Source organism: Sulfurimonas sp. (assembly GCF_041563035.1).
Lineage (GTDB): Bacteria > Campylobacterota > Campylobacteria > Campylobacterales > Sulfurimonadaceae > Sulfurimonas.
This window is the reverse complement of record NZ_JBFFNS010000009.1, coordinates 44,362-70,816: the sequence shown is the minus strand read 5'-3', so window position 1 is coordinate 70,816 and position 26,455 is coordinate 44,362. Positions and strand designations below refer to the sequence as shown.

The 26,455-nt window shown below is 29.6% G+C and carries 27 protein-coding genes and 1 pseudogene; 8 read left to right on the top strand and 20 right to left on the bottom strand.

The features are described from left to right. The first annotated feature begins 6 nt into the window (after positions 1-6). Both ABZC13_RS07805 and ABZC13_RS07800 read left to right on the top strand, forming a co-directional pair. Positions 7-1,170: a calcium:proton antiporter gene (locus tag ABZC13_RS07805; RefSeq protein ID WP_373002056.1), complete on the top strand. Its 1,164-nt coding sequence runs from the start codon at positions 7-9 to the stop codon at positions 1,168-1,170. 55 nt (positions 1,171-1,225) lie between these two features. Beyond that, positions 1,226-1,606, top strand: coding sequence for a YbgC/FadM family acyl-CoA thioesterase (locus tag ABZC13_RS07800; RefSeq protein ID WP_373002054.1), 381 nt, complete (start codon positions 1,226-1,228; stop codon positions 1,604-1,606). Here ABZC13_RS07800 and ABZC13_RS07795 read toward each other — a convergent pair. Beyond that, positions 1,589-2,851 (bottom strand): hypothetical protein, encoded by a 1,263-nt coding sequence (locus tag ABZC13_RS07795; RefSeq protein ID WP_373002052.1) that lies wholly within the window; start codon positions 2,849-2,851, stop codon positions 1,589-1,591. The two genes, ABZC13_RS07800 and ABZC13_RS07795, sit on opposite strands and share 18 nt — an antisense overlap. 258 nt (positions 2,852-3,109) lie before the next feature. On the opposite strand from ABZC13_RS07795, the pseudogene ABZC13_RS07790 reads away from it, so the two are divergent. Further along, positions 3,110-4,284 (top strand): annotated as a pseudogene (locus ABZC13_RS07790) (IS256 family transposase). A gap of 224 nt (positions 4,285-4,508) precedes the next feature. Here ABZC13_RS07790 and ABZC13_RS07785 read toward each other — a convergent pair. The 12 genes from ABZC13_RS07785 to ABZC13_RS07730 all read right to left on the bottom strand — a co-directional run bounded on the left by ABZC13_RS07785 (position 4,509) and on the right by ABZC13_RS07730 (position 16,808). Further along, positions 4,509-5,279 carry a hypothetical protein gene (locus ABZC13_RS07785; RefSeq protein ID WP_373002050.1) on the bottom strand — a complete coding sequence of 257 codons (771 nt, stop codon included), beginning with the start codon at positions 5,277-5,279 and terminating at the stop codon, positions 4,509-4,511. An 80-nt stretch (positions 5,280-5,359) separates the two neighbouring features. Beyond that, a complete protein-coding gene (locus ABZC13_RS07780) occupies positions 5,360-5,668 on the bottom strand; it encodes a hypothetical protein (protein WP_373002048.1) in 309 nt (102 codons plus the stop codon). A 2-nt stretch (positions 5,669-5,670) separates the two neighbouring features. Next, the gene (locus ABZC13_RS07775; RefSeq protein WP_373002046.1) at positions 5,671-8,073 is read right to left on the bottom strand and encodes a hypothetical protein; all 2,403 of its coding nucleotides are present in this window, start codon (positions 8,071-8,073) and stop codon (positions 5,671-5,673) included. A gap of 117 nt (positions 8,074-8,190) precedes the next feature. Next, positions 8,191-8,724, bottom strand: coding sequence for a restriction endonuclease (locus tag ABZC13_RS07770; RefSeq protein WP_373002044.1), 534 nt, complete (start codon positions 8,722-8,724; stop codon positions 8,191-8,193). Beyond that, entirely contained in the window at positions 8,724-9,650 is a 927-nt protein-coding gene (locus ABZC13_RS07765; protein ID WP_373002042.1) for a hypothetical protein, read from the bottom strand. Before ABZC13_RS07765 ends, ABZC13_RS07770 begins: the two co-directional genes overlap by 1 nt. A 403-nt stretch (positions 9,651-10,053) precedes the next feature. Beyond that, complete coding sequence (locus ABZC13_RS07760; protein ID WP_373002040.1) at positions 10,054-11,064, bottom strand: IS110 family transposase; 1,011 nt, start codon at positions 11,062-11,064, stop codon at positions 10,054-10,056. A gap of 222 nt (positions 11,065-11,286) precedes the next feature. Beyond that, positions 11,287-11,436: a type I restriction-modification system subunit M N-terminal domain-containing protein gene (locus ABZC13_RS07755; RefSeq protein WP_373002038.1), complete on the bottom strand. Its 150-nt coding sequence runs from the start codon at positions 11,434-11,436 to the stop codon at positions 11,287-11,289. A 134-nt stretch (positions 11,437-11,570) separates the two neighbouring features. Continuing rightward, the gene (locus ABZC13_RS07750; RefSeq protein WP_373002036.1) at positions 11,571-13,322 is read right to left on the bottom strand and encodes a hypothetical protein; all 1,752 of its coding nucleotides are present in this window, start codon (positions 13,320-13,322) and stop codon (positions 11,571-11,573) included. Between the two features lie 8 nt (positions 13,323-13,330). Then, complete coding sequence (locus ABZC13_RS07745; RefSeq protein WP_373002034.1) at positions 13,331-14,239, bottom strand: hypothetical protein; 909 nt, start codon at positions 14,237-14,239, stop codon at positions 13,331-13,333. Between the two features lie 16 nt (positions 14,240-14,255). Next, positions 14,256-14,657: a TerB family tellurite resistance protein gene (locus tag ABZC13_RS07740; RefSeq protein ID WP_373002032.1), complete on the bottom strand. Its 402-nt coding sequence runs from the start codon at positions 14,655-14,657 to the stop codon at positions 14,256-14,258. 11 nt (positions 14,658-14,668) lie between these two features. Beyond that, entirely contained in the window at positions 14,669-15,391 is a 723-nt protein-coding gene (locus tag ABZC13_RS07735) for a hypothetical protein (RefSeq protein WP_373002030.1), read from the bottom strand. Between the two features lie 190 nt (positions 15,392-15,581). Further along, a complete protein-coding gene (locus ABZC13_RS07730) occupies positions 15,582-16,808 on the bottom strand; it encodes a hypothetical protein (protein ID WP_373002028.1) in 1,227 nt (408 codons plus the stop codon). Between the two features lie 112 nt (positions 16,809-16,920). Between ABZC13_RS07730 and ABZC13_RS07725 the strand changes: the two genes are divergently transcribed. After that, positions 16,921-17,154 (top strand): helix-turn-helix domain-containing protein, encoded by a 234-nt coding sequence (locus ABZC13_RS07725; protein WP_373002026.1) that lies wholly within the window; start codon positions 16,921-16,923, stop codon positions 17,152-17,154. Here ABZC13_RS07725 and ABZC13_RS07720 read toward each other — a convergent pair. Continuing rightward, the gene (locus ABZC13_RS07720) at positions 17,119-17,799 is read right to left on the bottom strand and encodes a hypothetical protein (RefSeq protein WP_373002024.1); all 681 of its coding nucleotides are present in this window, start codon (positions 17,797-17,799) and stop codon (positions 17,119-17,121) included. The genes ABZC13_RS07725 and ABZC13_RS07720 overlap by 36 nt on opposite strands. A gap of 63 nt (positions 17,800-17,862) precedes the next feature. After that, a complete protein-coding gene (locus tag ABZC13_RS07715; protein WP_373002022.1) occupies positions 17,863-18,741 on the bottom strand; it encodes a helix-turn-helix transcriptional regulator in 879 nt (292 codons plus the stop codon). A 289-nt stretch (positions 18,742-19,030) separates the two neighbouring features. Between ABZC13_RS07715 and ABZC13_RS07710 the strand changes: the two genes are divergently transcribed. From ABZC13_RS07710 to ABZC13_RS07695, 4 genes are all read left to right on the top strand, one after another. Continuing rightward, entirely contained in the window at positions 19,031-19,840 is an 810-nt protein-coding gene (locus ABZC13_RS07710) for a DUF932 domain-containing protein (RefSeq protein ID WP_373002020.1), read from the top strand. A 13-nt stretch (positions 19,841-19,853) separates the two neighbouring features. Next, positions 19,854-20,438 (top strand): hypothetical protein, encoded by a 585-nt coding sequence (locus ABZC13_RS07705; protein ID WP_373002018.1) that lies wholly within the window; start codon positions 19,854-19,856, stop codon positions 20,436-20,438. A 16-nt stretch (positions 20,439-20,454) separates the two neighbouring features. Further along, positions 20,455-21,159 (top strand): Rad52/Rad22 family DNA repair protein, encoded by a 705-nt coding sequence (locus ABZC13_RS07700; RefSeq protein WP_373002016.1) that lies wholly within the window; start codon positions 20,455-20,457, stop codon positions 21,157-21,159. Between the two features lie 106 nt (positions 21,160-21,265). Continuing rightward, positions 21,266-21,565: a DUF2958 domain-containing protein gene (locus ABZC13_RS07695; protein WP_373002014.1), complete on the top strand. Its 300-nt coding sequence runs from the start codon at positions 21,266-21,268 to the stop codon at positions 21,563-21,565. 132 nt (positions 21,566-21,697) lie between these two features. Here the strand turns inward: ABZC13_RS07695 and ABZC13_RS07690 are convergent, their stop codons facing one another. The 5 genes from ABZC13_RS07690 to ABZC13_RS07670 form a co-directional block, all read right to left on the bottom strand. Beyond that, positions 21,698-21,907 (bottom strand): DNA-binding protein, encoded by a 210-nt coding sequence (locus ABZC13_RS07690; RefSeq protein WP_373002012.1) that lies wholly within the window; start codon positions 21,905-21,907, stop codon positions 21,698-21,700. A 55-nt stretch (positions 21,908-21,962) separates the two neighbouring features. Continuing rightward, a complete protein-coding gene (locus ABZC13_RS07685) occupies positions 21,963-22,901 on the bottom strand; it encodes a hypothetical protein (RefSeq protein WP_373002010.1) in 939 nt (312 codons plus the stop codon). A gap of 225 nt (positions 22,902-23,126) precedes the next feature. Further along, the gene (locus ABZC13_RS07680) at positions 23,127-24,047 is read right to left on the bottom strand and encodes a hypothetical protein (protein ID WP_373002008.1); all 921 of its coding nucleotides are present in this window, start codon (positions 24,045-24,047) and stop codon (positions 23,127-23,129) included. Between the two features lie 282 nt (positions 24,048-24,329). After that, complete coding sequence (locus tag ABZC13_RS07675) at positions 24,330-25,616, bottom strand: tyrosine-type recombinase/integrase (RefSeq protein WP_373002006.1); 1,287 nt, start codon at positions 25,614-25,616, stop codon at positions 24,330-24,332. Positions 25,617-25,784: 168 nt separating this feature from the next. Continuing rightward, positions 25,785-26,441 carry a uracil-DNA glycosylase gene (locus ABZC13_RS07670; protein ID WP_373002004.1) on the bottom strand — a complete coding sequence of 219 codons (657 nt, stop codon included), beginning with the start codon at positions 26,439-26,441 and terminating at the stop codon, positions 25,785-25,787. Positions 26,442-26,455: the final 14 nt, after the last annotated feature.

Genomic DNA, 26,455 nt, shown 5'->3' with positions numbered 1-26,455 from the left:
CGTTAGTTGGAAATAGGTATAGAGAAACAAGATAAAAAATTAAAATATTTTATTGAAGATTATTGGGATATATTTTTAGGAATAAGTAGCATTATGGTTGCCTTTTATTTTCATAAGATGGGACAAGGTGGCGCAGCTACCCTTTTTGCAGCTATCGGTATTGGTTCACTTTCATTAAGTGTTTCCGAAGTTGCAGAGATATTATCAGAGAGACTTCAAGAGCCGTATGGTAGTTTTGTACTAACTTTAAGTGCTGTTGTAGTTGAAATTATACTTTTATATATTATTCTACTTCAAGCAGTTACTGATCCTACTGTTGTAGATACGGTTAAGGGTGGTATTATTTCCGCAGTTATTGTTGATATGAATGTTCTTTTAGGGCTTGCAGTATTTCTAGGTGGTCTAAAATTTACAGAACAAGAGCACAATAAAGAGACCTCTAGTGCGTATACAACGATTTTATTTGTAACAGCCGCGGCTTTACTTGTTCCAAGTGTATTAAGCCTAGGTAAGCATTCAGCTGAAGTAATAGAAGATGCTTCAATGTGGATTTCCGTACTGTTGATGGTATTTTATATCATAATCTTAGTCTTTCAAACGAGAACGCATACACACTTCTTTAAAAGTACCACAAGAAGTAGAATTTTTAGACTGAAAAGAAAAATGGCTGAAAAAGATTCAGGAGATGAGGAAGAAGATGATTATATCTTTGAAAAATTTAATATGCTTGGTCTTATTGCTTCTATATTTGTCTTTATAGCAATAATTGCCTTCGGTGCTGAAGTCTTTGCAAATGATGGGATTAAACTTGCTAAAGAGTATGGTATATCTGTTGGTATATCAGGTTTAATTATTGCTATTGTTGCAGTATCTCCTGAAATAGTAACAGCAATTAAAGCTGCAAAAAATGATGAGATACAAAGAGTTGTAAATATCGCGATGGGTGCATCTACTGTTTCTATTTTATTGACAGTTCCTATTTTGATGGGCTTAGCATATCTTAGTGGAATACGTTTTACACTTGATTTCAATCCACTGGAAATTGGTGCTTTAATACTCACAGTAATTTTAGCATGGAAAACAACAGATGAAGGGCAAACTAATTATTTTGAAGGAATGTCACATTTGATGTTCTTCTTTGCGTTCGCAATTATTGCAATTTATTATTAAGAAATAAAGACATACAATGTTTAGTCTGAACTATATAAAAAAAAGGAGAAAAAAGGTGAAAATAAGAGTCTATTATGAAGATACAGATACAGGAGGGGTTGTTTATCATTCTAATTATTTAAATTTTTGTGAGAGAGCCAGAAGTGATTCTTTTTTTAAAAAAGGAATGACACCTGTTTTGGAAAATGGACATTTTGTAGCAAGAAAGCTAGAGGCTGATTACATTACTAGTGCCAAACTTGGAGATGAATTAGAAGTTACTACAGAACTTACTCAGATGAAAACTGCTTCATTTATACTTTCTCAAACAATATTTAAAGATTCAAAAAAGATATTTGGTTTATCCATAACATTAGCCTACATTACCTTTGAGGGAAGACCTCAAAAGATAGATGCACAGACAAAAGAACTTATATTATCACTCTTTGATAGTTGATATATGCTTAATAAACCTGTATCTTGCCGGGTTTAGAAGTTCTATTGGGTAAATCATTTGATTGTCCTCTAGGGCTATGTTGTACTCTCTGTCTTCTCTTGTAGCAAGATTAAAGAAGTAATCAACACCTACAGTAGTTGTGTAGTTAATCCAATCATAAACAATATCATTACCTAAAAGGGAGTTCGTCTCGATAAGTATATTGTTATTTTGAGTAATAGAATTTGCTATGATCATATTTTTTCTATCTTCATATTGAGTCATAGATAGAATAAGTGGATCATAGTTAATCTGAGTAGATAAAACATTTGTAGCATTTGTATCATAAAGTGTAAGCTGAGACATAATCATCCCAGTCTTAACGATAGGTGTATTTATAAAGAAAGAGCCCTCAACAATATCTACATTCTCAAATAGCTGCTTCTCTAGATTTGTAGTTCTTTTAGGGATAGAAAATTTAACTACAGTTTTGTTTGCATCTACTATTTGAGCTTCAATCTCTTGAGTACTAAGATTCTGGTCAATTCCATCATATATAAACTTTTCTTCCTCGTATAGGCTCAGTTTTTTACCTATAGTAGATTTGTCATAAAAGATAACTAGCGGAGATACAGCTTCTTTTAAAAGCATGTCACTTTGTGCATGATAGTCTATCCCACCATAAACTAAATATGATGAAGTCGAAGTAATATCTTTTTTATTAATTGTTGGAAAAAAGATATTCATATCAGGATTTATTTCACCTACAGCATCTGCACCTTTTTGTGTAAGAGGTGCTATGACGTAGTAGAAACCATCTTGAGAGATCTTTTGTAGTGCTTTTTGAATGTCTTCTATACTCTCACTTTCTATCTTATAACTCTTCAACTCAAAAGAGTGGTTTTTAGCTATTAGATATGCAAAAGAAGCATTTGTCGTAGATGAAGCATATCTACCTATAACTTTATAGGGCAGGAGTAGGGCTATTCGTAGTTTTTCAGTTAGTACAGATGAGCCAAGATTTAAGATAGATATACTCATTTTTCTAACTTCATCCTGCTCTTTGTTTTCAAGCTTTGTGTCAGCGTGAGAGAGAAACGAAAATATCATATCATTATCAAGGTACTCTTGTCTACATTTATCATTACATGGGTATGGGTCCAAGTTTTGAATATAAGTTTTTGGAAGTGGAATATTTGATATAAGATAACTCTGTGCAAATATAATTACCGGAAATATCAGTGTTAAAAAATATAGTTTTTTCATAGACAACTCTTTATAGTTTTTTGTAAATATACGATAAAGACCTATGTATAGTACTTTTGAAGTATATTTAATCCCTACTATTTTATAATTATTTAGTTTAGAGTAGGGATTTATTTAGTATACTTATTATATCGGATTGAATTTAATAAAAGTATAAATAGCCTAGACTATTAAAAAGTATTTTAAAATTATCATATTAGGAAGTGTTCAAAACTTTGTGTCAGACCGATAGAATATTAAATTCTAAAGGATTGACTTATGAAACAACAGTTCAATATGGACGAGGCACTTGAACTCGTAAAACAAGGTGCCAGAATTGATGGCAAAGATGGAGTACTTGCTCCACTGATTAAACAACTTACTGAAGCAGTTCTCGAAGCTGAAATTGAATCTCATTTATCTACAGAGATTAATAATCGTAAAAATGGCAAGTCTTCAAAGACTATGAAAAATAGTGTTGGTACATTTGATTTAGATGTACCACGTGAATAGTAAAAAAACATCAGACTCATATATCAGAACAATTAGAGCAGAAGATATTATCATTATATGCTTTAGGCAATAGCTATAGTCAAATATCTGAACATATTGATGAAATGTACAGTGTGGAGTTTTCCAAAGCCACAATCAGCTCTATAACGGATAAAATTATACCACTGCTTAAAGAGTGGTAACAACGTCCACTTGAAAGCATATATCCATTTGTGTGGCTTGATGCCATCCACTATAAAATTAAAGAGAACGGGAAGTATATCTCTAAAGCAGTATATACCATACTTGGTGTTGAACTAAGTGGTAAAAAAGAGATACTTGGATTATACCTATCTGAAAATGAAGGTGCTAACTTTTGGTTACAAGTTTTAACAGACTTAAATAATCGAGGAATACAAGATATACTCATAGCCTCGGTTGATGGCTTAAAAGGCTTTCCTGAAGCCATAAAAGCAATTTTTCCAAAAACAGAAGTTCAACTATGCATTGTACATCAAATTAGAAATTCCATACGATATGTTGCTTCTAAAAACCAAAAAGAGTTTATGAAAGACCTTAAGCTTATCTATCGAGCTATCTCCAAAGAGGCTGCTGAAATTGAATTGGATATTCTTGAAGAAAAATGGGGCTCTAAATATCCTATAGTCATTCAATCATGGCGTAATAAGTGGGATAATCTCTCTGTATATTTTAAATATCCAGAAGATATACGCAGAGTTATTTACACTACAAATATTATAGAATCAGTCCATAGACAGTTTAGAAAACTCACTAAAACAAAAGGTGCTTTTCCTAATGAAAATAGCTTATTAAAATTACTCTATATGGGTATTCAAAATGCATCTAAAAAGTGGACAATGCCTATTTGGAATTGGAGTTTAACACTTTCTCAATTGGTTATATTTTTTGAAGGGAGATTGGATGAAGCATTAAATATATAATTTAAAAGCTCACTTTTCTTGTTCCACAATCCCTTAAGGTTTGTGGAACTTTGCAGTTTTTACTTTTTGAACACTTTGTGGAACACGGAAAACTCATTTGAGTGATTCATGTTCCAAATATAAGAGATTGTTGACTAGAGAAGCTCTAAATGGATAACGTTTAAGGATAGCAATATTTTACCTGCTCTTGGTTAAAATATTGGCTCCTGCGTTTTGTTACATGTTTAATTATTCCATTCTCTTGTGCCACTAATTTCTGACATAACATCATTAAAGACAAATTTGGGATCAGTGTCAGGATCACTTTTCCCTTTCATTGAAGCATATTTATAGCTAGAACATTCACAATTTTGATATTCACCACAATTCATACACTGGGGGTTACAATTATCTATCATTCTATCAATAGCATCCCATGGTTCATATTCATATACAGTATCAAAACTCCCATAACAAAAAGAGCCCTTTCTGTTGCCATTTATAAAATCAACAATATCTTTCGTTGATTTTAAGTTACAATCAAAAATTTTTGCGATGGGTCGTAAGACCACTCGTCCATAATCAAACTTATATGTTGGCATTTCAAAATAAACCTTGCCATTCATACTCTTAAGACTATGAAAAGTCAACTCACCATACTTTTCAATTAAGTCTTTATATCTAGGTTGACTATTATCCAGCTCAACATGTTTAAAGGAATTATTTATAGCATCAAGTAGTCTAAATTTATTGCTAATATGAATGGCACCTGATACATTGTATTTTTTATCAAACTCTTTAATATAACTTGTTCTTGTTGCTGTTCCCATTTTTTTTGCTAAAAAAACCATATAATCAATAGCATGAGTTAGAATTGCATTAAATGAAAATGCATGGTGTAACATAACTTTATTATTTGTTAATAGTTCCATAAATTCTTTTGAAGATGGAAGCAAAACATCATTAATATAGGAAAGAAGATATTTTGCTTCATCATCATTTAAAGTTTCATTCATTGAATAATATCCTTTTCGTCATGTAACGTTTGTCTTCACCGACAGCTTAGCTGTTCGTGTGCTAGTACTTGTTGTCTGTTTTAATTATCTTCAACTGCTTCATCTTCTTCACTATTAATTAAGTTCACATTGTAAATTTCAATTATTTCTTTTATTGTGTTAATAACGAGTAGTAGTTTTTCATCATTAATTTCATCATTAATTTCATCATCAAAAGGTAAATTGATCCTTTTGTCTTCATCAATTTTTTCAGTTAAAATAGTTACTAAATATGTAAAATCAATATCACTTGAATAATCAATTTCTATATTGTTTTCAATTAACTCAGATATGGTTATTTTATAAGCTTCTTCATCAATAGTTAAACTACAGTTTATTTCTTCATCCATGCCTATCCTTCTTCATTTAAAATTCTTTTTATATTATATTTTCTAGAACGATTGTCAAATATATATTCTCCACCATCAAGTATGCTACAGATTTCTTTTTGTGCATCCTTGTCTTCAAGTACTATTTGTTTGTAAGAGATTATATTTTCATTATTTTCAGCAATTATAATACATTCAGCATCACCATATACTGCAACTGCAGGATTATGAGTTACTAAAAATATTTGTTTTTTAAACTTTATTTCTCGTAATATATTAACTAATGTATCTGCAATGAACCTATTACCTAAATTATCCTCAGGCTGGTCGATAAAAATAAACTTATTGTCATCATTCTTTAAAATTATTTCTAAATATTTTTCTGAGTTATATCCAGGACTTTTATCTTTAGATATATTTCCATCTTCATATTCTAAATAATCTTTAGGACTATCCATCATATTTTTTATTGGCTCAAGTTGCTTAATAAACTTTTGTTTCAATCTTTCTGAACTATTTGAAGGTAAATTTTTAATACTATTTTTTTCTAATAGTAAGTAAACAAGGTTTAAATAGACACTCTTACCAAGGTTTGAATTATTAATTCCGTCTAATAAATATTTTTTAATTTCTTCATTGTTTTCAACCTCTAAAACCAACAAAACACCGTCATTAATATTTATTTTTTTTGTCATTCCATAATCAAAGTTTTCTAATATTTTACATTTTTGTTTTAATTCACTCATTTTGACAAATCGTTCTTTTATCTCAGTTTTTAGTTGCCTTAAATTATTTTTTGCATGACTTTTTTCTTGTGCTCCTGATGATAACTCATCATTTTTAGTGGTAATTTTTGTATTGACCAATTTAATAAATTTAGACTTCTTAATATTGTTTTTATCCTTATTACTAATGAGTAAAGACTTTTCTTCAATTAACTTAGAAAAAGTATCAATAACATTTGTTTCATCATCTGTTATATCTAAAATATCACTTTCTTTAAATGTTGTTATATCTTTATTGATATTCTCAATTAATTCTTTACTTTCTTGAATTTCAGTTGATTTGTCAAATTTACTTTCTAGCTCTTCTTTATTAAATAAAATCACATATTCTTCACTAAAAATATTATCAATAGTGTGTCTGTGTAGCTCATATTTTTTTTCTTTTCCAATGGCATGTGTATGTTCGTATGAAGATACTAAATTATCAAGGATTCTAAACATTTCATTTTTATGTTCAGTAAAAGATGATTTGTTTTCTATATAATCTTCTTCTTTACCTGACTTATTAGCTAATTCTTCTAGTTTTTTTTCTTCGAAATAGTGGACAATATCACCTTGATTAATATATATTAAATTTTCTGTGATACTTGCACTTATTTTATAATCAGAATCATGCTTAGCTTTTATCAGAATATTTGTATTATTGATTTTATATTTATCCTCTGCACTAACTTTATCAATTTTGCTACCCAATAGGTTCATTAATAAACTTTTACCACTTGATCTACCGCCAATTATTACATTTAGATGTGGGCTAAATGTAATTTCATTATTTTGTAACTTGGGTTCATTATTAATTTTTAATTTTTCTATACTATTGTTTAAATGAAATATTTCATTATATTGATTCGTAGATTTTATTCTTGATTTTGGGTCAATAAAAGCCAACCTTAGAGTTTCATAGTTCTTACTTCCTTTTATGTAATAAAACTCGTGTATTTTAGAATTTGCTCCACCTTTATGTGTTGATGGGTATTGATTTATATTGTGATTATCTGAAAATTCTATATATGCAATATCATCCTGTGCTTGAAAAGCTTCATGAAGTATTCTATTAAAACCTTCATTGTATCTTTGTCTATTTTTTTCTGGAACTTTTTCAAACGCACTTTGCATTAGCAATACCATTTTTTGTGCATCTTCAACATTTTCTCTGTACCCTGAGATTATACTTTTAGTATTACCAGCATGTGGGATAAAGAAAAAATCATCTTCTGGAAATAAATCTACAATTTCTTCTATTGTTAATTTTCTTTGTTTGTCATCTAGACCTTTGGAAGCATATTTATTTTCAAGTTTCTCACTTAACTCTTTTGCTTTTTCGATGGTGTTATAGTTGAATATTAATAACGAATGATATGTTTTTGGTCCATCACTTGTGCTAACTTCAATATCTAATTCAACACCAACAAGTAGTAATGGGGCTTCATCAGAAGTGTATTTTTCATAATACTCTTCATATGCAGGTATATTTATTATATTATGGTCAGTTAAGGAAAATATTTTTACATCGTTTGTTGTTAATTTTTCATATAAAGTTTCAACAGAAAAATCACCTTGATAATCACCTTCTTTAGTTTTTTTACTTAAGTCAGTATGTAAATGTAAATCAATTTTGAGCCAATCAGAATATTTTTTCATACTTTTCTTTTCCTATTTGCTAGAATGTAACTTTGTCAGACAACGTTGAAAATGAGCAATCAAAAGCCGCCTGATGGTTTTTGATTGGTCTCCTCATACTTGTTAGGTATATACCTTTTAAAAAACACGGTGCATGTAAATTTTACAGTACCTATCTTTAACTAAATCAAGGAACTCTTCAATTGTCGTTAAAGTCCTTAAATCTTCCATACGAATTACAATAATCCTAACTCCATCTCTTGTTAGATGTTCATGTAATCTATATACGGCACCACGGTTTTCATTATTACCATTTACAAAATCACCAGTTACACCATTAGAAGCGATAAATATACCAGTAGTTAAATGTTTTACTCGTATTTTTGTTGCAAAATTATCTATTAAATGTGATCCTGCTGGACGTGACCAATTTTTACATTCAACAGAGATCAAACTGTCCCAAGGAGCAAAGACCTCTTCAATTTTTGCATTCCAAAGAAGTAAGTCTACCTCTTCAGCAGGAGCATTTACATTTGTTTCTCTAACTTCAATTCCATCAATACAATTAAAAAGATATTTAGAAAGATTTTCAAGAGAAGAACCCTTTTCTTGATTAGTGCTAGCATTATCAACTAAGTCAATATGAGTATTAAAAGTAGTTAAATCAAACATTAACTACCTTTATACATGATGTTTAACAGTTGCTTTTTTATTGAAAAGTATAAATCTTTTGGTGTTTCAATATCTATTAAATCATCTCTATCAAGTGCAACTATTAATATCCCGTAATCATGCTTTAGTTTATTAGCAAAATTTGCAGAATTTCTTCTATTTTTAGCAGTGGTTAATAAAATTAAACTTTTAAGCCCTTGCTTTTTTAATTTTTCTGCTATTCTCATTAGTTGACTGGAATTCATAGCATTTAAAGATTTTAATTCAACTGGGATTGGATTACCTAATGCATTAAGTTCTGGATCATTGGCTGAATTCCAAAGCATGAAGTCAAAAGAATCCCTAGAATGATTTTGTTCGGCTTCAATAACTTCCCATTGTGTTACATTCTTCGCTAAACTAGAAAACCATTGTTCAAAAAGTATATGACGTTTTGGACCAGAGAATGCATATAAATCTCGATAGGAAAGCTCAGGAGCATATTCGTTGAAGTATCTTTCGTAAACGTTAGTTTGATTAATATTTAGGTAGTTATTGCGTGAGCTAGAATCTAACTTTTCATCAATGAGTTTAATTAATTCATAGCCAATATCATCAAAGTTTTTACCATTCATTATAATAGATCGCTGATGTGATAAATCAAATGGGATTAGATGGTGTGTTTTACTAACTAATAATACATTTTTTTTATTTCCATGAGCTAATCCAATTTCGTAATAAATATTTGAAGAGCCTTTAGAAATATAAAAAACAATTACATCACACATTTCAATTACCGATTGAATCTTATTGATTGTAGGAAGTTCTGGATTTAATCTATTGATCGTTTCAACTTGTATTTCTCTTCTTGAATTAAATGTTTCTAATATTCTAGAAATCGGTTCATTAATTTCAATTTCATCAGTTATAAAACCAATTCTTTTCACAATTATCCTTTAAAGTTGTAATATTTATATGTTTACCAAACTATTCATTCATTCCCATTATAGAGAATACAGCCTTAAAATCCTGTATTAATAGACACAAATATTATTACTTTAACACAGCAATATCTTTCAAAATTTCATAAATCTATTAAAAATACCCTTTTAAGACTATCATCCTTAAGCAAAAAGTGTCTGTTTACCAAGAAAACCCCTGTTATTTGTACACTTAGTACCCTTAATTGTTGAAAAACCATTAAAAGGACAAAATGTCTCTTAAGCAAGTTCAACAAGCTGTAGGTTTTGGAACTTGCTCTAAGTTTCAAACTAAATTGTTGAACTATGATATAATTTTATGACTATCGGTTACTGACACAGTTGCCACATTAAAATTGACTTAAAATACTCATGCAGCTACATCTTTTTGTGATTCCTTTCTATTATTTTTAAATTGCTCAGGGTTGTAACAAGTTTTATTTTTATACAGTGAGTGTGCCAGTAAAATCAATTTTCTCATAACTGCTATCTGAGCAGTAGTGGTATGCTTCTTTCTATCTTTTAGATGTTCGTAGTAGCTCTTTAGCTCTTCATTGAACCTCACGGTTGATAAAATAGAATAGAAAATTAAACCTCTGTACATTTTCAATCCTCTTTTGGAGATTCTTGTTCTCTTTTTTACAGAAGTACCAGATTCTACAACTATAGGATCTAAGCCTAAAAGTGCCGTTATTTGTTGTCTATTGGCATTAGGATAGTTAAGAAAAAGATGTAATAGTAATATTCCAACTAAGTCACCAACACCCTTAATTGAAGTTATACAATCAAATGATTCTTGGAGAGAGGTATCTTTTCCAATAAGGCTTTTTGCTTTAATAATAAGCTCTTGCTGCTGTTTTTGTATACGTGTAATATTCTTTTTAATATCACCAAGAATATATCTGGAACTACCATTAGCAACTGCAGCCTCATAATGATTTTTGAAAGCTACTTTCTGCTTTTGTAAAAATCTGTAATAGCTAACAAGTTCACGCAATAATTCAACTGTTGGATTAATAACAGGAATAGCTATTTTTTCTTGAGGAATCAGTTTATGCATATCAAAAAGCATTTGTGCATCACTGATATCAGTCTTGTTTCGATTTCCTAATGACTTGGCAAAACTTGAACTAAGATATGGATTGACCACATATGTATGTATAGATTTTTCAGCACAAAACTTAGTTAGTGTTACACCATAGTTTGCTGTAGGTTCGTAAATAAACACTAATGAGTTGACATTCTCATAGCTTTTTTTTAACTCTTTATAAAATTTTCCCAAACTTTTTTTATCATTACCGATCTCTATTGAGGACTTATCTTTAGGTGCATAGATTTGAAGTGTTGATTTTGATACATCTATTCCAATAAAATTATACATGTGAGAACCTCCTTATGGAGAGTTCGTTAGGGCAAGGAATTTTTCTTGCCTGAGCTGCTACACATTACTTCTTCTCTTAAATTCAGTCTAGTTTTACCCGACTCTGTTGCCACTCAAGTTTTACGTGTAGCTATCAAACTGTGTCACAATCTTACCTCAAATGAGATAGACTCAAAATTCTGTCGATATGCTACAAGAACTCTCTGTTTCTTCACATCTTTATTATAAGAAAACTCTGAACGGTCTCCTTCTTTCTTCAAAGGTATCACTAACAAATTTTAAAAAGATAAGTCCTAGAACTATATGTTTATATTCACTTGATTCAACTGTACCTCTAAGTTTATTCGCACTATCCCAAAGAGTCTCTTCCATAGATTTTTGTTTTTTTGTTGCTTTAGCTTTTGCTATTATTTATTGTGACTTTTTATTTAACAGAATTTATTTTTATTAATTATATCTTTAAAATATATGTTTTAGTTAAATATAAAAGCTATTATTAAAATAAGTTAGATATTTAAAACTTTTTGAGTCTGTAGCATTGCAATAAAGTTATCATCACTTTTAACTTTTAAATCTATATTCATAAAGTCTGCCATCTTGTAAACTGAAGAATTTACATCAATATTGCCATCAATAGCATTATCCATGTCTTCTACAATTTTCGTGAATTGAAGTTTTTGTTTTGCAAGTATTTCAAGTGATTCTTTTTTAAAAATATCAGTATTTTTTTTGATATTTTCTATACGAAGTTGGAATATTTCTTTAACTCTAGCTAGTCTTTTTTCATCTTTTACAGAGAATAAGTCTATTTGATCTAACAACCATACGACTAATGTTGTTAATAGTCCTGAAATAATAATAGTTGCGATATCTCCAATAACTGGTATCTTTTCAAGTGCAGTTTCAAAACTAAATGTCAATATTGGTACTATAGCTGAAGCAATTATTTTTGTGATTGCATCAGCTTTTTGAGCCTGACTCATTTTTTCTGATGGAGTTAATATTATTTTAAAAGCTTCTTTTATAGCCATGAAACCTTTAGTAACTATTTCTATAAATTTTTTCCATATACTTAAAAAAGCTTTTAACAATGTTTCTAGTAACATTGGTATAAAATTACTAATTACCTCTTTAACTGCATCACCTAATGTTTTTAGTGCATTATCTTTTATAAATTTACCAGCCCTTCTAAGTCTTAAAATAAAAGCTTCAATTTTATCAGTTATGTCAAACCCATATAAAACTCCATTTTTAAACATATCTTTTATTTCAAACCAAATAGGTTTTAATATTAAAACTATAGCGTCACCCAACCCCTTTAGTCCTATATTTTTTGCCATTATTTTTTTAGATTCTTTATTTTGAGCTTCCGTAACCTCTTTTTCTTTTTCTAATGCTGTATTTTGATTTTCTTTTGTTATTAGAATATTTCCATCTTTATCAATAAGATTTCCATTATCATCCTTTGTAGATGATTCAATATATTCTGACCAAGTCTGATCTCCTTTAGAGCTATTTAATGAAGAGTTTATATAAGTTTCATTTTCTTTTAATCCTATAATCTTATCTAAATCATCTCTATAAATATAAGGATTATTTTGGTATTTCTTTCTTATGGAGTTAATTGGATTAACATGATCCATATCAGCTGCTCTAATTCCTTTTTGTTTAGCACCTTCTCTTGTTAAATCTAATTCTTCTCCAGTCACATCATCAATTACTGTAGCAGTTTTTTTTGTTTTTAATTCTCCATGCTTATTCTCATATGTAATTGTTTCATTACGTTCTATACCTTTTTCTTTTTCTGTTTGTGTTCTTGATTTAGTATCATAATGTCTATTTCTTGTTTCACTACTATAATGACTTTTTTCTGCTTGAGTTAAAAATACATCATCATCCATATCTTTTTTAGTATCTTTTTCGTAAGTAAAATTATTGATTTCATTAACAAGTCTTGATGGAGTAATATTAGTTTTTCTAAATGAGCCATTTAATTTTGGATGCTTAATAAGTCCATCGGCGATACTTAGTAACATTGGATTAACCAAACTATTAATCACATCTTGACCACTTTCAAACTCTTCATAAACTTTATCCATAATTTCTAAAGATGACTTTTGGTCATGAAGCTCTATTTCGATAAGCTTTTTACTCATTTGAAGTGGGGACGTGTTGTTTAAATCATCTCTTAATTCTTCAAAAGATAAAGTTTTACCTAGCAACTCTTTTGTGCTTTCATCTAGTTCTTCAGTAGTCATATTTGTCCTTATGTAGCTAAAAGTTCTAACTCTTCAACTTTGTATTTAATATCATTTACAGCTTCTAAATCATCCTCTTGTAAGACACCAACTTCATTAAGATATCCCATGGTTGCCATTTGTTTTAATACTATAGATAGATTAAATAATGCTCTGAATTCATCAATGTGTACTATAGGAATTAATTTAAAGTCAAGCTTTCCATTCTCAAGGCTAATACCTTTTGAAACTTGTATTTGAGTTTGAGTAGATATACCATATTCAAACCTATCAAGAAGTTTTGAATAGTTTAAAATCAGTTTATTAAAATATAAAGCTACATTTGTAATAGATTCTAATATAACTTTTACTTTAGTTACTTGGGAGTGCATTTTTTCAATCTCTTCATTTATTCTATGTTCTTCTTCTTGTACTTTAATTAGTGTTTGTTTTGCTTTTTTTCTTGTAAAAAAACCAAGAGTAAAAATTCCAAAAAATATTTCTGAAACTTTTAGATTATTAAAATCAATTAGATATAGCTTCTCTTTTGCTTGTACACCTTCAAGTTTTTTAACTTCTGTAATAGAATCTTCAAAATACTCTAAAAAGCTTTTACCATTAATATTTATATTATGAAGTCTATTTCCTAAAGAGGTAAATCTTTGAAAATATTTTTCATATATGTCTACTTTATGATAGTTGATAGTATTGATTTTTTCTTCTAATTTAAGATTGAGTTCTTGCATACTCCGTTCATATTCAAACTTTGTTTTATCATATCTATCTGTAATTTCAGCAAGTAAAGCTTCTGCTTCGTTAAAAGTAGATTTACCTGTTACAGCATTCCAAGCTTTTGCCGTTTTTTCTTTTACATAATCAAATGCTTCACTAACTAATTTTTTAGTATCATCATATAATGCACAAGCCCAATTCCACATATTCAACTCCTTAAAATTATCTAGAAATTAGTTCATATCCCTCTTGAACTATATCATTCATTGCTTCTACCCATCGTTGTATTCTATCTACCTCATACTCTTTAATCCTAAAGCCTTCTGCTAATATATCTACAAATTTAGCTTCTTCTTCACAAACCTCACCATCTGCTAAAAGTATCCCAAAAAGTTCTACTAAGATTATCTTTTTAACTTTTTTTGTTGAACCTTTAAGCGTTAAAATGATTTTTTTAATATCTTCTTGTCTATGTGCTATATATTCTACTAATTGGCATTCATATTTATAATTAGTTAAAATAGCTTCTTCTTCAGCTTTATGTTCTCCATTTAAGCCCATAGAATATCTTGCTAGTTCTAAAAAGTCTTCTTGCTCTTGTTTGTTCAATAAATCTAGATACATATAGTTTCCTTTTAATATTTCATTTCAATTTTGTTTATAATATTACTTTCATTATCATATTCATATTCAGTTTTTTGTGATATTTCACCTGCTTCATCGTATTGATAATCTACTAGTAGTTCTCCATTATTTCCATAATCTTCCCCTTTTTCTAAGACATTCTCCGCTGAATAATATAACTTATGTATGAGTTTATGTTCCAAAAATGTTTCAGTATAACTTTTTAGTCCATCTTTATAATATATGTTAGTTACCTCATTAGTAGTTTTATCAGTCATTCTATATATTTTACATTCATTTACTTCTTTTAAAAAATACTCATCTTCTTCAATACCATTTTTATATTTTGATATTTCATTAGAAAAACTAATAATATTATCTAATCTAGCATGGTTGATTTGTCTTTGAATATTTGTAGTATATGTACCTAAATTAGCTTTAATAGTATCAATACTCTTATTAAATTCTTTATGCTTATTTAATAAAGAACTTTCAATATTTTTAATATCATTTGTAGTGCTATCACTATTTTTTTCAAAAATATTTTTTAATAGAGAAATGTCTTCTTCAAGTTTTACCTGTAAACTATTGTAGGATTGTAATAATTTTTCGTTTTGACTATTAATAGAGTTGTCTATTCTCTTTACGATACTATTATAAGCAAAGTATATTGAAGCTATTACAGTTAAAGTACCAATTATAATTACAATAATAGTTATTGTTAAATCACTCATGTTTCTCCTTATTACATAAAATATATTAAAATAGAACTAATAGTATCATCTTTATATTATTATTAATTAACATACTTAGTTTTTTTCCAATATATCTTAAGAATTATTGGAAAAGTAACTTTTTTATTGTTAAAGATTTTAAATTCACTTAAACTAGCGCTATAAATTTTTTTTATGTACTAGTCTAGTTTTATTTAACATATACTATTTTCCCTTTAGATACAATTCTTTTAGCACCAGTAGAGTTATAAGAGAATGAACCAATACCTTTTATAATACCAATTCTAGTATTTTGTTCCATCCAGCTACCTGTAAAGTCTTCTACGTAAAAATATCTATTTTTAATACCAATAGCTAGACCATTTTGTGTTACTTTTCCGAAAAATGATTTTTCATCTAGTCGTTGCATCATTCTACTTGCAAACATAAAACATTTACCTTCATTTTGAGAAATATCTACATCACTAAACCACTTTTTCCTTGATATGTTATCACATTCATCTTCTATGGTTTCATATGCTTTTCTAAACTTACTTTCATTATCAAAAAATATCTCTTCATTAGCAATTCCACTTGTAATAGACATTGACTCTATAAGGCTATTTGGTTCTATACCCCATTTGTGTAACTTTATAGCATCTTGCATAAATAGTTTATCGTATGGTTTATAATCATCAGGACTTTCAAAACCTCCATTTTTCAGTAAAAGAATATGTTTGATATCTTTAGCCCCATATTTATTCCATAGTTCTATTGAACGTATATCTAAACCGGCTTTTTTAACTTCAGCAATATTATTTGTAGTTACACCTAAAGCTTTATAAGTTTTATATGTTTCTGGACTTGAAAAACCTTTATTCATCATCTTAATAACATCATCTGCATATCCAACTCCTACTTTACGCCAAGCTAGAATTTTTTTACTATCAAGATTTAGTTTTTTAACATTATCAATATTTGATGGGGATATTCCAACAGAGCTCCATTCTGCTGCTTCTTTTGGATTAGTAACTTTTACATCTATCCATTCTTTAGCATACATAGGATCGAAACCAATGTATTGCTTCCAAGCTTTTGCTTGTGTTGGATTATTTATTCCTATCTTTTGCCAATTTTTAATATCGTGTAAATTATCAATACCTGCATTACTCCATCTTTTAAATTCCGCAATAGTTGTAATATTAGCTTCATCTTTTAACTCTTGAATGTTTCGTGGATTAACTATTCCTGCATCTATCCATTCATTAACAATGTGTGGAGATTTGAATCCTGCATCTATCCACCTATTAATCTCACCATTTTGCCAAATTCCAATTTTTTCCCATTTGACTCTTTCATCATTTGTCAAACTCTTGGCTTGAACTGACATACATCCGATAGAGATAACTATTGAACATAGTATTAATATTTTTTTCATTTTATTCCTTTTAAATATCTATTATCATACATTGTATTATGATAGATTGATTAATGATTCTACAGAAGATAAACTTACATTAACATTATCTATCATAGTAGGTTGTACACTTATGCAAAATATCACTCCTAAACGGCTTTACCAAATAGTTGGTAAAGCCGTTGCTAAATATCGCAAAGAAAAAGGACTGTCTCAACTAGACCTCTCTATGCAAATGGGTTACAAGTCTGTTTCCGTAGTTTCTGGGGCTGAGATTTGTTACAAAAATAAACATTTTAACCTTGAACAACTCCTGAAAATATCTCAAATACTAGAAGTAGAGTTCTGTGAGTTTTTTAAAGAGTAAAATCTGTCTTTGTAACTGTTTCGAGAACTTATTATCTTCATCTATTGTTTTGCTGTAACAAAATTCAATAAGTCCGGTAGCTAAAAGATAGACATCTGATATCTGTTCTTTTTCCTCTACAGATAAAGTGTGATAGTCAACTGTTTGTGTGTCATCATCTATTCTAGAATCTAAAAACTCTTCAAGTTTATCAATGCCGTTATTAAGTACTGAAAGATATTTTTCTAAAGCATTTTGTGTATTTTGTTCAAGTGAGCTAAACTTCACATCTTCTTTTTTAAATTTTTGTTGTAGTTTGTAAAACTGTTCCATATCATAATCAGGAAGATCTTTTATATTAGAAAAATATTCTAGTAGTTTGAGGATACTATCATCATAAAACTTCTCTTTAATTTTATCTATCTGCTCCAGCGTATTAAGCTCCGTTGTTACATCAATGTGAGTATCTTCATCATCTAGTGAATCTAACTGTTTAATCAGATAGTTAAAGAAATTATCTGTTTTTTCTGTGGCTACATCTATACCGTCAATTATTTTAAAACCTACGTTTTCCACTTCGTAATGTTTATCATTATCTTCTACATATTTTTTTAGTCCATAAGCCGTGGCTGCAAGTGCAATTCCACCTAATACAACTCTTAACATCTTAACTTCCTTCTAAAGCTTTTTTTGTTTTATAGAAGAAGTATATTGATGGTCTTGGACAGGTTATGACCGTTTTAGATAACTTTGTAAGATATTTTCTAATTTTTCTTGCAGATATCGTGGTGAAGTTATTTTAACATGTGGAAGAGCATGTTTTACTATGCCTAGTATCTCATTCTCATAAGTTACCTTTGTCATCACAGTTAACTTGTCATCGCTTTGTTTTATAACGGTTTGGTTTGGTAAAATATCTCTACGTAGATAATACTCTATCAACGGTTTTTCAATCTCTAAAGTTACTTCGATAGTTTTAGCAGAAAACCAATTGGATTCATTTTTTTCAATATTTTCTGCAAACTCTTTATTTACTATGTATCTTTTTTCTAAAATAGTAAGCTCTTGTATCTTTTGGAGCGTATACATCTTTATTTCACTATCTTCATCACCTGCTAAGTACCATATTCCGTTATTGTTGATAAGCTTATATGGATTAAGCTCTCTTGGTTTATCATTGTATTTAAAAGTTATAGTTTGAGTATAAAGTATAGCGACACTCAACTCCTTGAACTCTTTTGTCTTTTTGCTTAAATCTTCAAAGTCATGATTATTGATTTGGTAAGTATTGTTAATCTTCATATTTAAAAGATCAGAGATGAATTCATTGTTTAAAGTGGGGTATAAAGACTTGATACCACTAATAGCTGCAAAGTTTTTTAAATCATTAAAGCTAAGGTTTCCAAGAGCATATCCTTCTAGTGTATAACGACCATTTTCTTTTTTTATAGGTAAAAATGATAATCTCTCATTCATGTCTCTGCGTATAGTTCTAGTATTAACATTGAATTCTTCTGACAATTCTTGAGCTGTAAATTGCTCTCCACCATTTAGTTTTGTAAGTATTAGCGCTAGTCTTGTCGCTATTTTATCATGGGATGTTGACATCATCTCTCTTTGTATTCAAATATACCAGTAATTGTAACTAAAAATAATAATAAATATTTAAATTTATATTATTGATTTCTAAATATTTTCACTTCTATATTATCAATATGGTCAAGGTATATAGATACTTTGAAAATCTTTTACTAGGAGTATTGATGTTCACATTGCCGCAGATACTTACAATCCTTATTTTAGTTGGAACAGCTATCAAAGAGACAGTCGAATCCAATGAAAAATAGTTTTAGTCTTATGACTTTTAATCCATAACAAAAAATATAAAGGAAATACCATGTCAACAATTCCACTAACAAATGAACAGTTAAAACAACAAGCACCCGCACTATTCACAGAGGAACCACACTACAACACTAGTGATAAATATAATTTTATAAAATCGATAGATGTCGTAAATGAAATCAAGGCTAACAATTGGTACCCAGTAAGTGTATCTGAAGCGTCTGTAAGAGATTTAGATAAAGAAGGATATCAACAGCACTTAGTTCGCTTTCGCCACTTCGACGATCTCTTAGCCCCACTGGATAATGCAGTTGAACTATTATTGTTTAATAGCCATGATAGAAGTAAGAGCTTCAGTATCTCGGCTGGTATCTATAGATTCGTTTGCAGTAACGGCTTAGTAATTGCCGATTCAGTATTTGAGTCTTACAGGATAAAACATCTAGGCGACAGAGAAAATGATGTAGCTCGTGCCGTTGCAAATATAACAGCCATCAAACCTAAGCTGATGAGTAAAATTAACAGACTAGAGTCTATAACGCTAAGCGAAACTGAAAAAATAAGTTTTGCTCGTTCCAGCTTACCTCTAAGATTCGATAAACATCTGCAAGTTGATTACAAAGATGTACTTATCCCACATCGTGATGAAGATACAAAAGATGACCTCTACACTACGCTAAATGTTATCCAAGAGAATCTACTTCGTGGAAACATCTCTGGTGTAAATAATATCACTGGTAGAAGATTTACAAGTAAAGAGATAAAGTCCATTAGTAAAGATGTGGAAGTTAATAAAGGTCTTTGGGAATTAGCAGAGCGTATAGCTTCAATAAAATTGCCTGAAATGGCTCTAGCAGCATAAGAGAGTAGAAACTATGAAGATGACTAACTATAGACTCCAGACAGAAATGGAGAATATTAAAGCAGATAAACAAGAGTGGTTCAAAAACTATATTCGACAAGTTCTGGAATCTAACAAACCATACTATGCTAAAGCTGATTACATAGGCTTAAGTATTCAAGAGATACAAAACAAGATAGATTATTTATCTGAAGATATAAAAGAGATGACAGCTCTTAAAAAGAGTCTCACAACTGCAAAAGCTACAGCACTTGAGGCTACAGCTTCAGTTTTAGCAGAATACGGTATCGATAGATTAGATGGTACTTCTATATCTTCCATAACTATTACGCCTCAAAAAACTAAACTCATAGATACTTTCAAAGTTACAGATGCAGATGCTCTTATCAAGCTAGGCTACTACACAGTAGTCGTAGATGAAGAAGCTGTAAAAGCAGCGATGATTACTATTGAAGGTATGGATGAGATAGATAAGTTTGTAGAGGTAGGTGTTGTAAGCAAGGAAGTACCAGCCAAAATCAAAGTAAATGCTAGAAAGTCTAGTTCAAATAATCAAGCTACAGAACTACTGAACTTAGTAGATTCTCAAGCAGCTTAATAACGAGGTAGAAATTATGTTTTCAGAAAATCAAATTAAGGCTCTATCGTATAACTTAGACGATAGTAGAATCAAGACAATAGATAAGGCAGGCATGAGTTTCAAATATCTTGAGACTTATGATGTAATAAATGTAGCAAATACTATATTTAACTATATGTGGGATTACACAATCACTCGCTTGGAGGAAGTTGCAAGAGAAACTAATCAAAATAGTAATCATGTCATAACCTACAGTGCTATAGTAAAAGTTAAGATATATGATGCTCAAAGAAACTTCATTGAAAGAGAAGACACTGGTGTTGGTACGGGAACAGCAAAAACAATAGGTGATGCTATTGATAATGCTAGTAAGTCAGCAGTAAGTGATGCATTGAAACGAACCCTTCGTTCAGCAGGTGGACAGTTTGGAAATAACCTTTACTCTAAGACACCAAACACATCTCAAAACCAACAGCAAAACTATCAACAACCTGCACAATTACAACAGTCACAACAACAGAATAACCAGACAGCGAACTATCAAGTGCAAAATAATACGCCACAAGACTACTCTTCACTCTATAATATTGGATTAACTGTAATGGAACAAGGTCAAAACTTAGTAGTAATAGGAGAAGACATCTTTTCAAAGAAAGATAGTATCAAGGCATGTGGCTTCAGATGGGACGGTGCCTCTAAGGTATGGTTTAAGTCAATTCAACAGCAACAAGCTGCGTAGGAGGTTGTTAAGATGTGCAAACGACCTTTAAAGACAAATCATCTAATTAGATGCTTGATTGTTGGTGTAGTTATAGGGCTATTAACATGTAAAGAGGATATCAACTATGAGTAAGCTTATCCCGCAGACTTTACTCTCAGACATTCCAGACCTATATGAAACAGAAGGATTTCTAAATCCTATATGTCATGTCAAACTCTTTACTCCTGATAGTAACTGGACTTGGTATATCATAGAGTTCTCAAAAGCTGATACAAATACTTTCTACGGTTATGTACAAGGTTTAGAGAGTGAGCTTGGATACTTTACTCTTGAAGAGCTAGAATCAGTTCGTGGTTCACTTGGGCTTGCTATAGAGAGAGACTTGTCTTATAAACCTATATCATTATCTGAAATTAAAGTGTAGTAAATTACACTCTTTACCCTCTATCTTACTTAGATAGAGGGTAATATATTTGATTTTTTGGATTATTGCTAATATATAAATGAGTGTTTTTGATTAATCTGTTATTAAAATATAAAGTAAATATTTTATTTGTTACGCTATGGCAGGTAAAGTGTTGGCTTCTAGGTAAGCAATTAATACAGTACGTGAGATAAAGTTCTTTTTCCCTAGTTTAACTATTTCTATCTCTCTGTTGTAAATAAGTTTCTTTAACATATCAGACTTTATCAACCCCATATCATCAATCTGACGTATATTAAATAGTACGCCTTCAGGTAGTAAATTATTGTAATCTGAAATCATAATTATATCCTTACATGTTTTTATTTGTCAATATAAAGGATGGTGTAGAATTTTTTTAGAAGTTTTGAAATGGGTTGTAGTATTTGCCTTGCAAAGGTAGCATAGGAATTTTTAAATTACCAAATAAATCTAGATAAGCTGTTTCTATTTGCCATAAAAACTCTTGTAGCACATCTACATTATGAGATAAGCGAAAATGTCCTAGAGTTAGTAGATAGTATAGTTCTCTTTCTCTATTATTAGAGATTTTCTTAAGGTTATTTATTATACCTTGCTTTATATTAATCTCGTTAAAGTACATGATACAGTATTTGTCTAGTGTTTTTTGTATTGATTTAATGGTAAGGGTATTATTTATAAAAAAACGATTTTGCAATTTAATTTCAAAGCGTGTAATAGGGTAGTCTAGTTTTTCTTTAGCAGACTTATCATAAAGATAGGACCTAAGTACTGCATAATTACGAGCTTTTATATTACGATAGTCTTCAATATAAGATGTAGCTCCATCTTGATAGAATTGTATGTCAGCTAAGTTGTTATACCTCACATTAGGAGATTTCTGTATAGAAGCTACTAGCATATTCTCAAATGCTATAAATACATCTAGAGCTATATCTAGTTCACATAATCTAAATCTAAATCCAAATGTATTTGATAGTGCACATATGGTTATAAACGCTTTAAATGAAGCTTTATCCAATGATTCATTATAACTTTTTAGCCCATATACTTTTATGCGAAGATAATATTGTGTTTTATTCTTGTTGATCTTTTTTTGTATAGTCCCTGTTTGTATAGTTAGTATTCTAGTTTGCCCATATAGTAGCTCATGCTCACTTTTATATGCTTTACTGTTAAATATTTTCTTTAAGTATCCTAACTTTTCATCTCTTATATAGTCTTGGAATATATTAAATACTTGGTATTGATCGTCTGTACTATCAAAATCAAATTGTATTGCTACAGTATCTATCTCTGTATTATGTCTTATCATCTTTTTATCCTTTAGATTGTTTATGTTAAATAGAGAATAAATAAGATACTTCATAGTTATGCTATGTTTTATTAAAACAATCAGATAAATATAAGAGTTATTTATCTCACTCTTAATTATATAGATCAAGTTTGTGAAGTAATCATAGGGAGGTAGGTAGAGTGTGTTTTCTAACAATTTACATCTGATTTATTTCTATCAGATGAATGTGTTTTGCAGAATTTTTTAATTATATAAGGTTGAAAAAGTATTGTTTTGACTATATATAATATCCCTTAAATCTTCCTCAGTCATTTCTAATGCATTAGATACTACTTTTATTTTAACCTTATTATGGAGTAATTTTTTTGCAATTTTTATTTTTTCTTTATATAGCATATCATGGTATCTCATAGGTTGTAATTTAACAATAGGTATCTCATACCCTCTAAATGGTTTGTTAACTAAGTTTTTAAAGTAAAAGCCAGCAGTATTATTATTTAAATTGTTAAATTTATATGATTTGCTTTGCACACCTAACTTTTCTTTATAATAATATCCTATAGAAGTTGCTTTAGCATCTAAGTCAAAAAAGAAAAGTCTGTATAAAATAATAGATAACCTGGAGGTTAATATTTTTTTAAATTTAAGCAAGTCTAAATCTTCTTCAATTATGTCATGTAATTTTTTCATACTATCAGTTTTATTATATGATGTTTCTTTTATTAATAATTCTATATTAATAGTAAACTTAGCACCATATCTAAAAAATATTTTCCTTATATGCCTTCCAATATTATCTACATTCTTGAGTTGTAAATTATAAATAACACTGTCCATATCTTCAATGATTTTAAATTCATTATCTTCGTATGAGTTAGAACTAATAAGTTGTATTGGCCTATAAAAATTAGTAAACAAAGACTTATTATTAGTTATATATACGATAGTGTCTGATTTATTATCTATTATTTCTTCTATTATTTCTTTTTCAGTTTTAGTATTTTCCATATATGTTAAATCATATACTGTATAGTTATTGTTTTTAGCAAACTTTTTTAAATTTTCAACATGATCAAAGTCATGTTGAGCTCCTAAACTGAAGCCACTACTACTATGAGTAATATCTCTATAATCTAAATAAATTAAATTTAAATTTTTAAGCATGTAAATACCTTTATCTTTTATTTGTTAATTTATAGCCATAATATTAGCCTACTATAGGCTTTTAAAGAGTTAGATAGAATAATAAATACTAGTATAATATGAATAAAACATAGGTTAAATACTAGTATTATACATTAATAAATAAGAAATACAACTATAACTATAGGAAAACTATAGGTATAAGTTAATATTAAAAATTTAATTGTTGGTTGAAAAGTTGATTAATACAATTATTCTATTGATTTAACGCAGAATTTTAATACTTTCAATCGTATTGATTATTTACTTCATCATCTCAATGATTTTATATATTTTTTCATCTGAAGCATGTGGATATAGCTTTTTTAATATTTCATATTCATCTTCTATAATCTCAACATCTATGGCATCATCTGATGAACTGATAACAGCACTGAAAGTATCTTGTGCTTCTGTAGCTTGCTCAGTATCGTTATTAAGATAATTTGATTGTGTGGTGCTCAACAGCTTATGAGAGAGCATCTTAGAGACAGCATATATATCTGCACCGTTACGTAGTGCAACCACTGCAACCATCGAACGAAGGTCATGCATAACCATATTGGTAACTCCAATACTCTCTATCGCTAGCCTCCAATGGTAATGCACCGATATAGCTTTTAAATCAAATATTTTTCCCTTGGTAGTCTTTTGGATTTTGATAGCATCTAGAAGTAGGGGAGTTAGAGCATAAGTGACTTCTGTATTAGTCTTGGTGTTTTCTTTAGGAAGTGTAAAAGATCCATAGGGATATTGTTCTGTTCTTTTGTAGTTGAGATGAGAATATTCCATCAACATTGTCTCATTGATTCTTCTTCCAGTTAGTAAAAATGTAAATACACCTCGAGCAATTGGATGTTTATACTCCAATAGTGTTTTAGCTATGAGTTTTGCTTTTGCATCATCACCACTAAACTTTTCTTTAGCTTCTATTTTTGGTAGTATGATTTTTTTCCAATTGAGAATGACATCATTTGTATCTAGCAATGGTTTAAGAACGGCTTTTACTATGGTAATTGTTTTTGGCTTTTTCCCTTTACCTATCATTTCATTTATAAGGTTTTGAATATCATCTTCCGTAATCTCATCTATTATTTTATTATCTAACTTTTTAATCCAAACATTGTAGGAACCATTATACATTCTAACTGTACTTACGCTAACTTCAATTTGTTTACGAGCTATCCAAGCGGCATATATAGATTTAAACTTTCTATCTTTAGTATCTATTTTTGAAATTATTTTCTTTTCAACTTTTAATGTACCTTTAGATTTAAGAGTGTTTTTCATATCTTCACGCTTACCAAGTAGTGATCTAACAGCTTTAGCGATACTAGTGCCTTTGCGTATATTAAATGTTTCTTTACCTCTTGCCCTCTTATGATTATACATAACTTCCACAGCTACTTCAATTTTGTAGTTTCTATTTGGTGGTTTGGTTTCATTCTCTTTTGTGTACCTGATTTCATCGTTAGAAATTAAAATATACATGCCAGAAGCTGTTTTATTGTTAAGCTTGACTTTTACTGGTTTATGTTCTGTAGTACCCATAGTTAGGACCTTTGTAGACAATCCCTACTTTTTACTAAAAAAGACAAAAATAGTAGGGATTTTTATAGTTATTTGTAGACTATTGTATCTAGTTGTAGTTAACGACAAGCTTTAAAGATGCTATTATAGGGGTATTTGCAGGTAGTTATAGTTAGATGTAAATATACACTATAGGCAACTCTTTATAGTTTTTAAATCATTCATAGTGATTTTTTTTAGTTCAGGATTTCTCAATAAAAATTGAGGGTGATAAATAGGAACAAGTTTATATTGTTTCAAGTCTATAACATGTCCTCTTACACTTTGGAAATCTCTATCTTCATTCGTAAGTTTACAGTAAGCATCTTCACCAAGTGTAACAATCACTTTTGGTTTTACAAAGTCTATTTGTGTAAAGAGATATGACTTACATGAATCCCACTCAGATGCAGATGGTATGTTGGAGTTTAATGGTTTACATTTTATCGCATGTGTAAAGTACACATCTTGGGTTTTTATACCTATGACTTTTTCTATCATATTTGTTAAACTATCACCACTTCTACCGCTGTAGTACTCATTGTTAGTATCTTCACTCATTGAAACACTAAAATCCACGACCATAAGATCTGCGTTTGGATTTCCGTAACCACTCATACTCTGTTGTCTTGATTTACTAAGATCACAAAGGTGACAAGATGAGATATTACGTGAGAGTTCATTAAGTGTCTTTGGCTCTTCGTGAGTGCTCTTTTCATTTACCTGAAATGGATCAATATAGTTGAATCCAAGGGCTTTTAAGCGGTAGAGATTTTGAAGAAGAACTAGATTTTGAAAAGACTTCACTCTGGCACCTACCA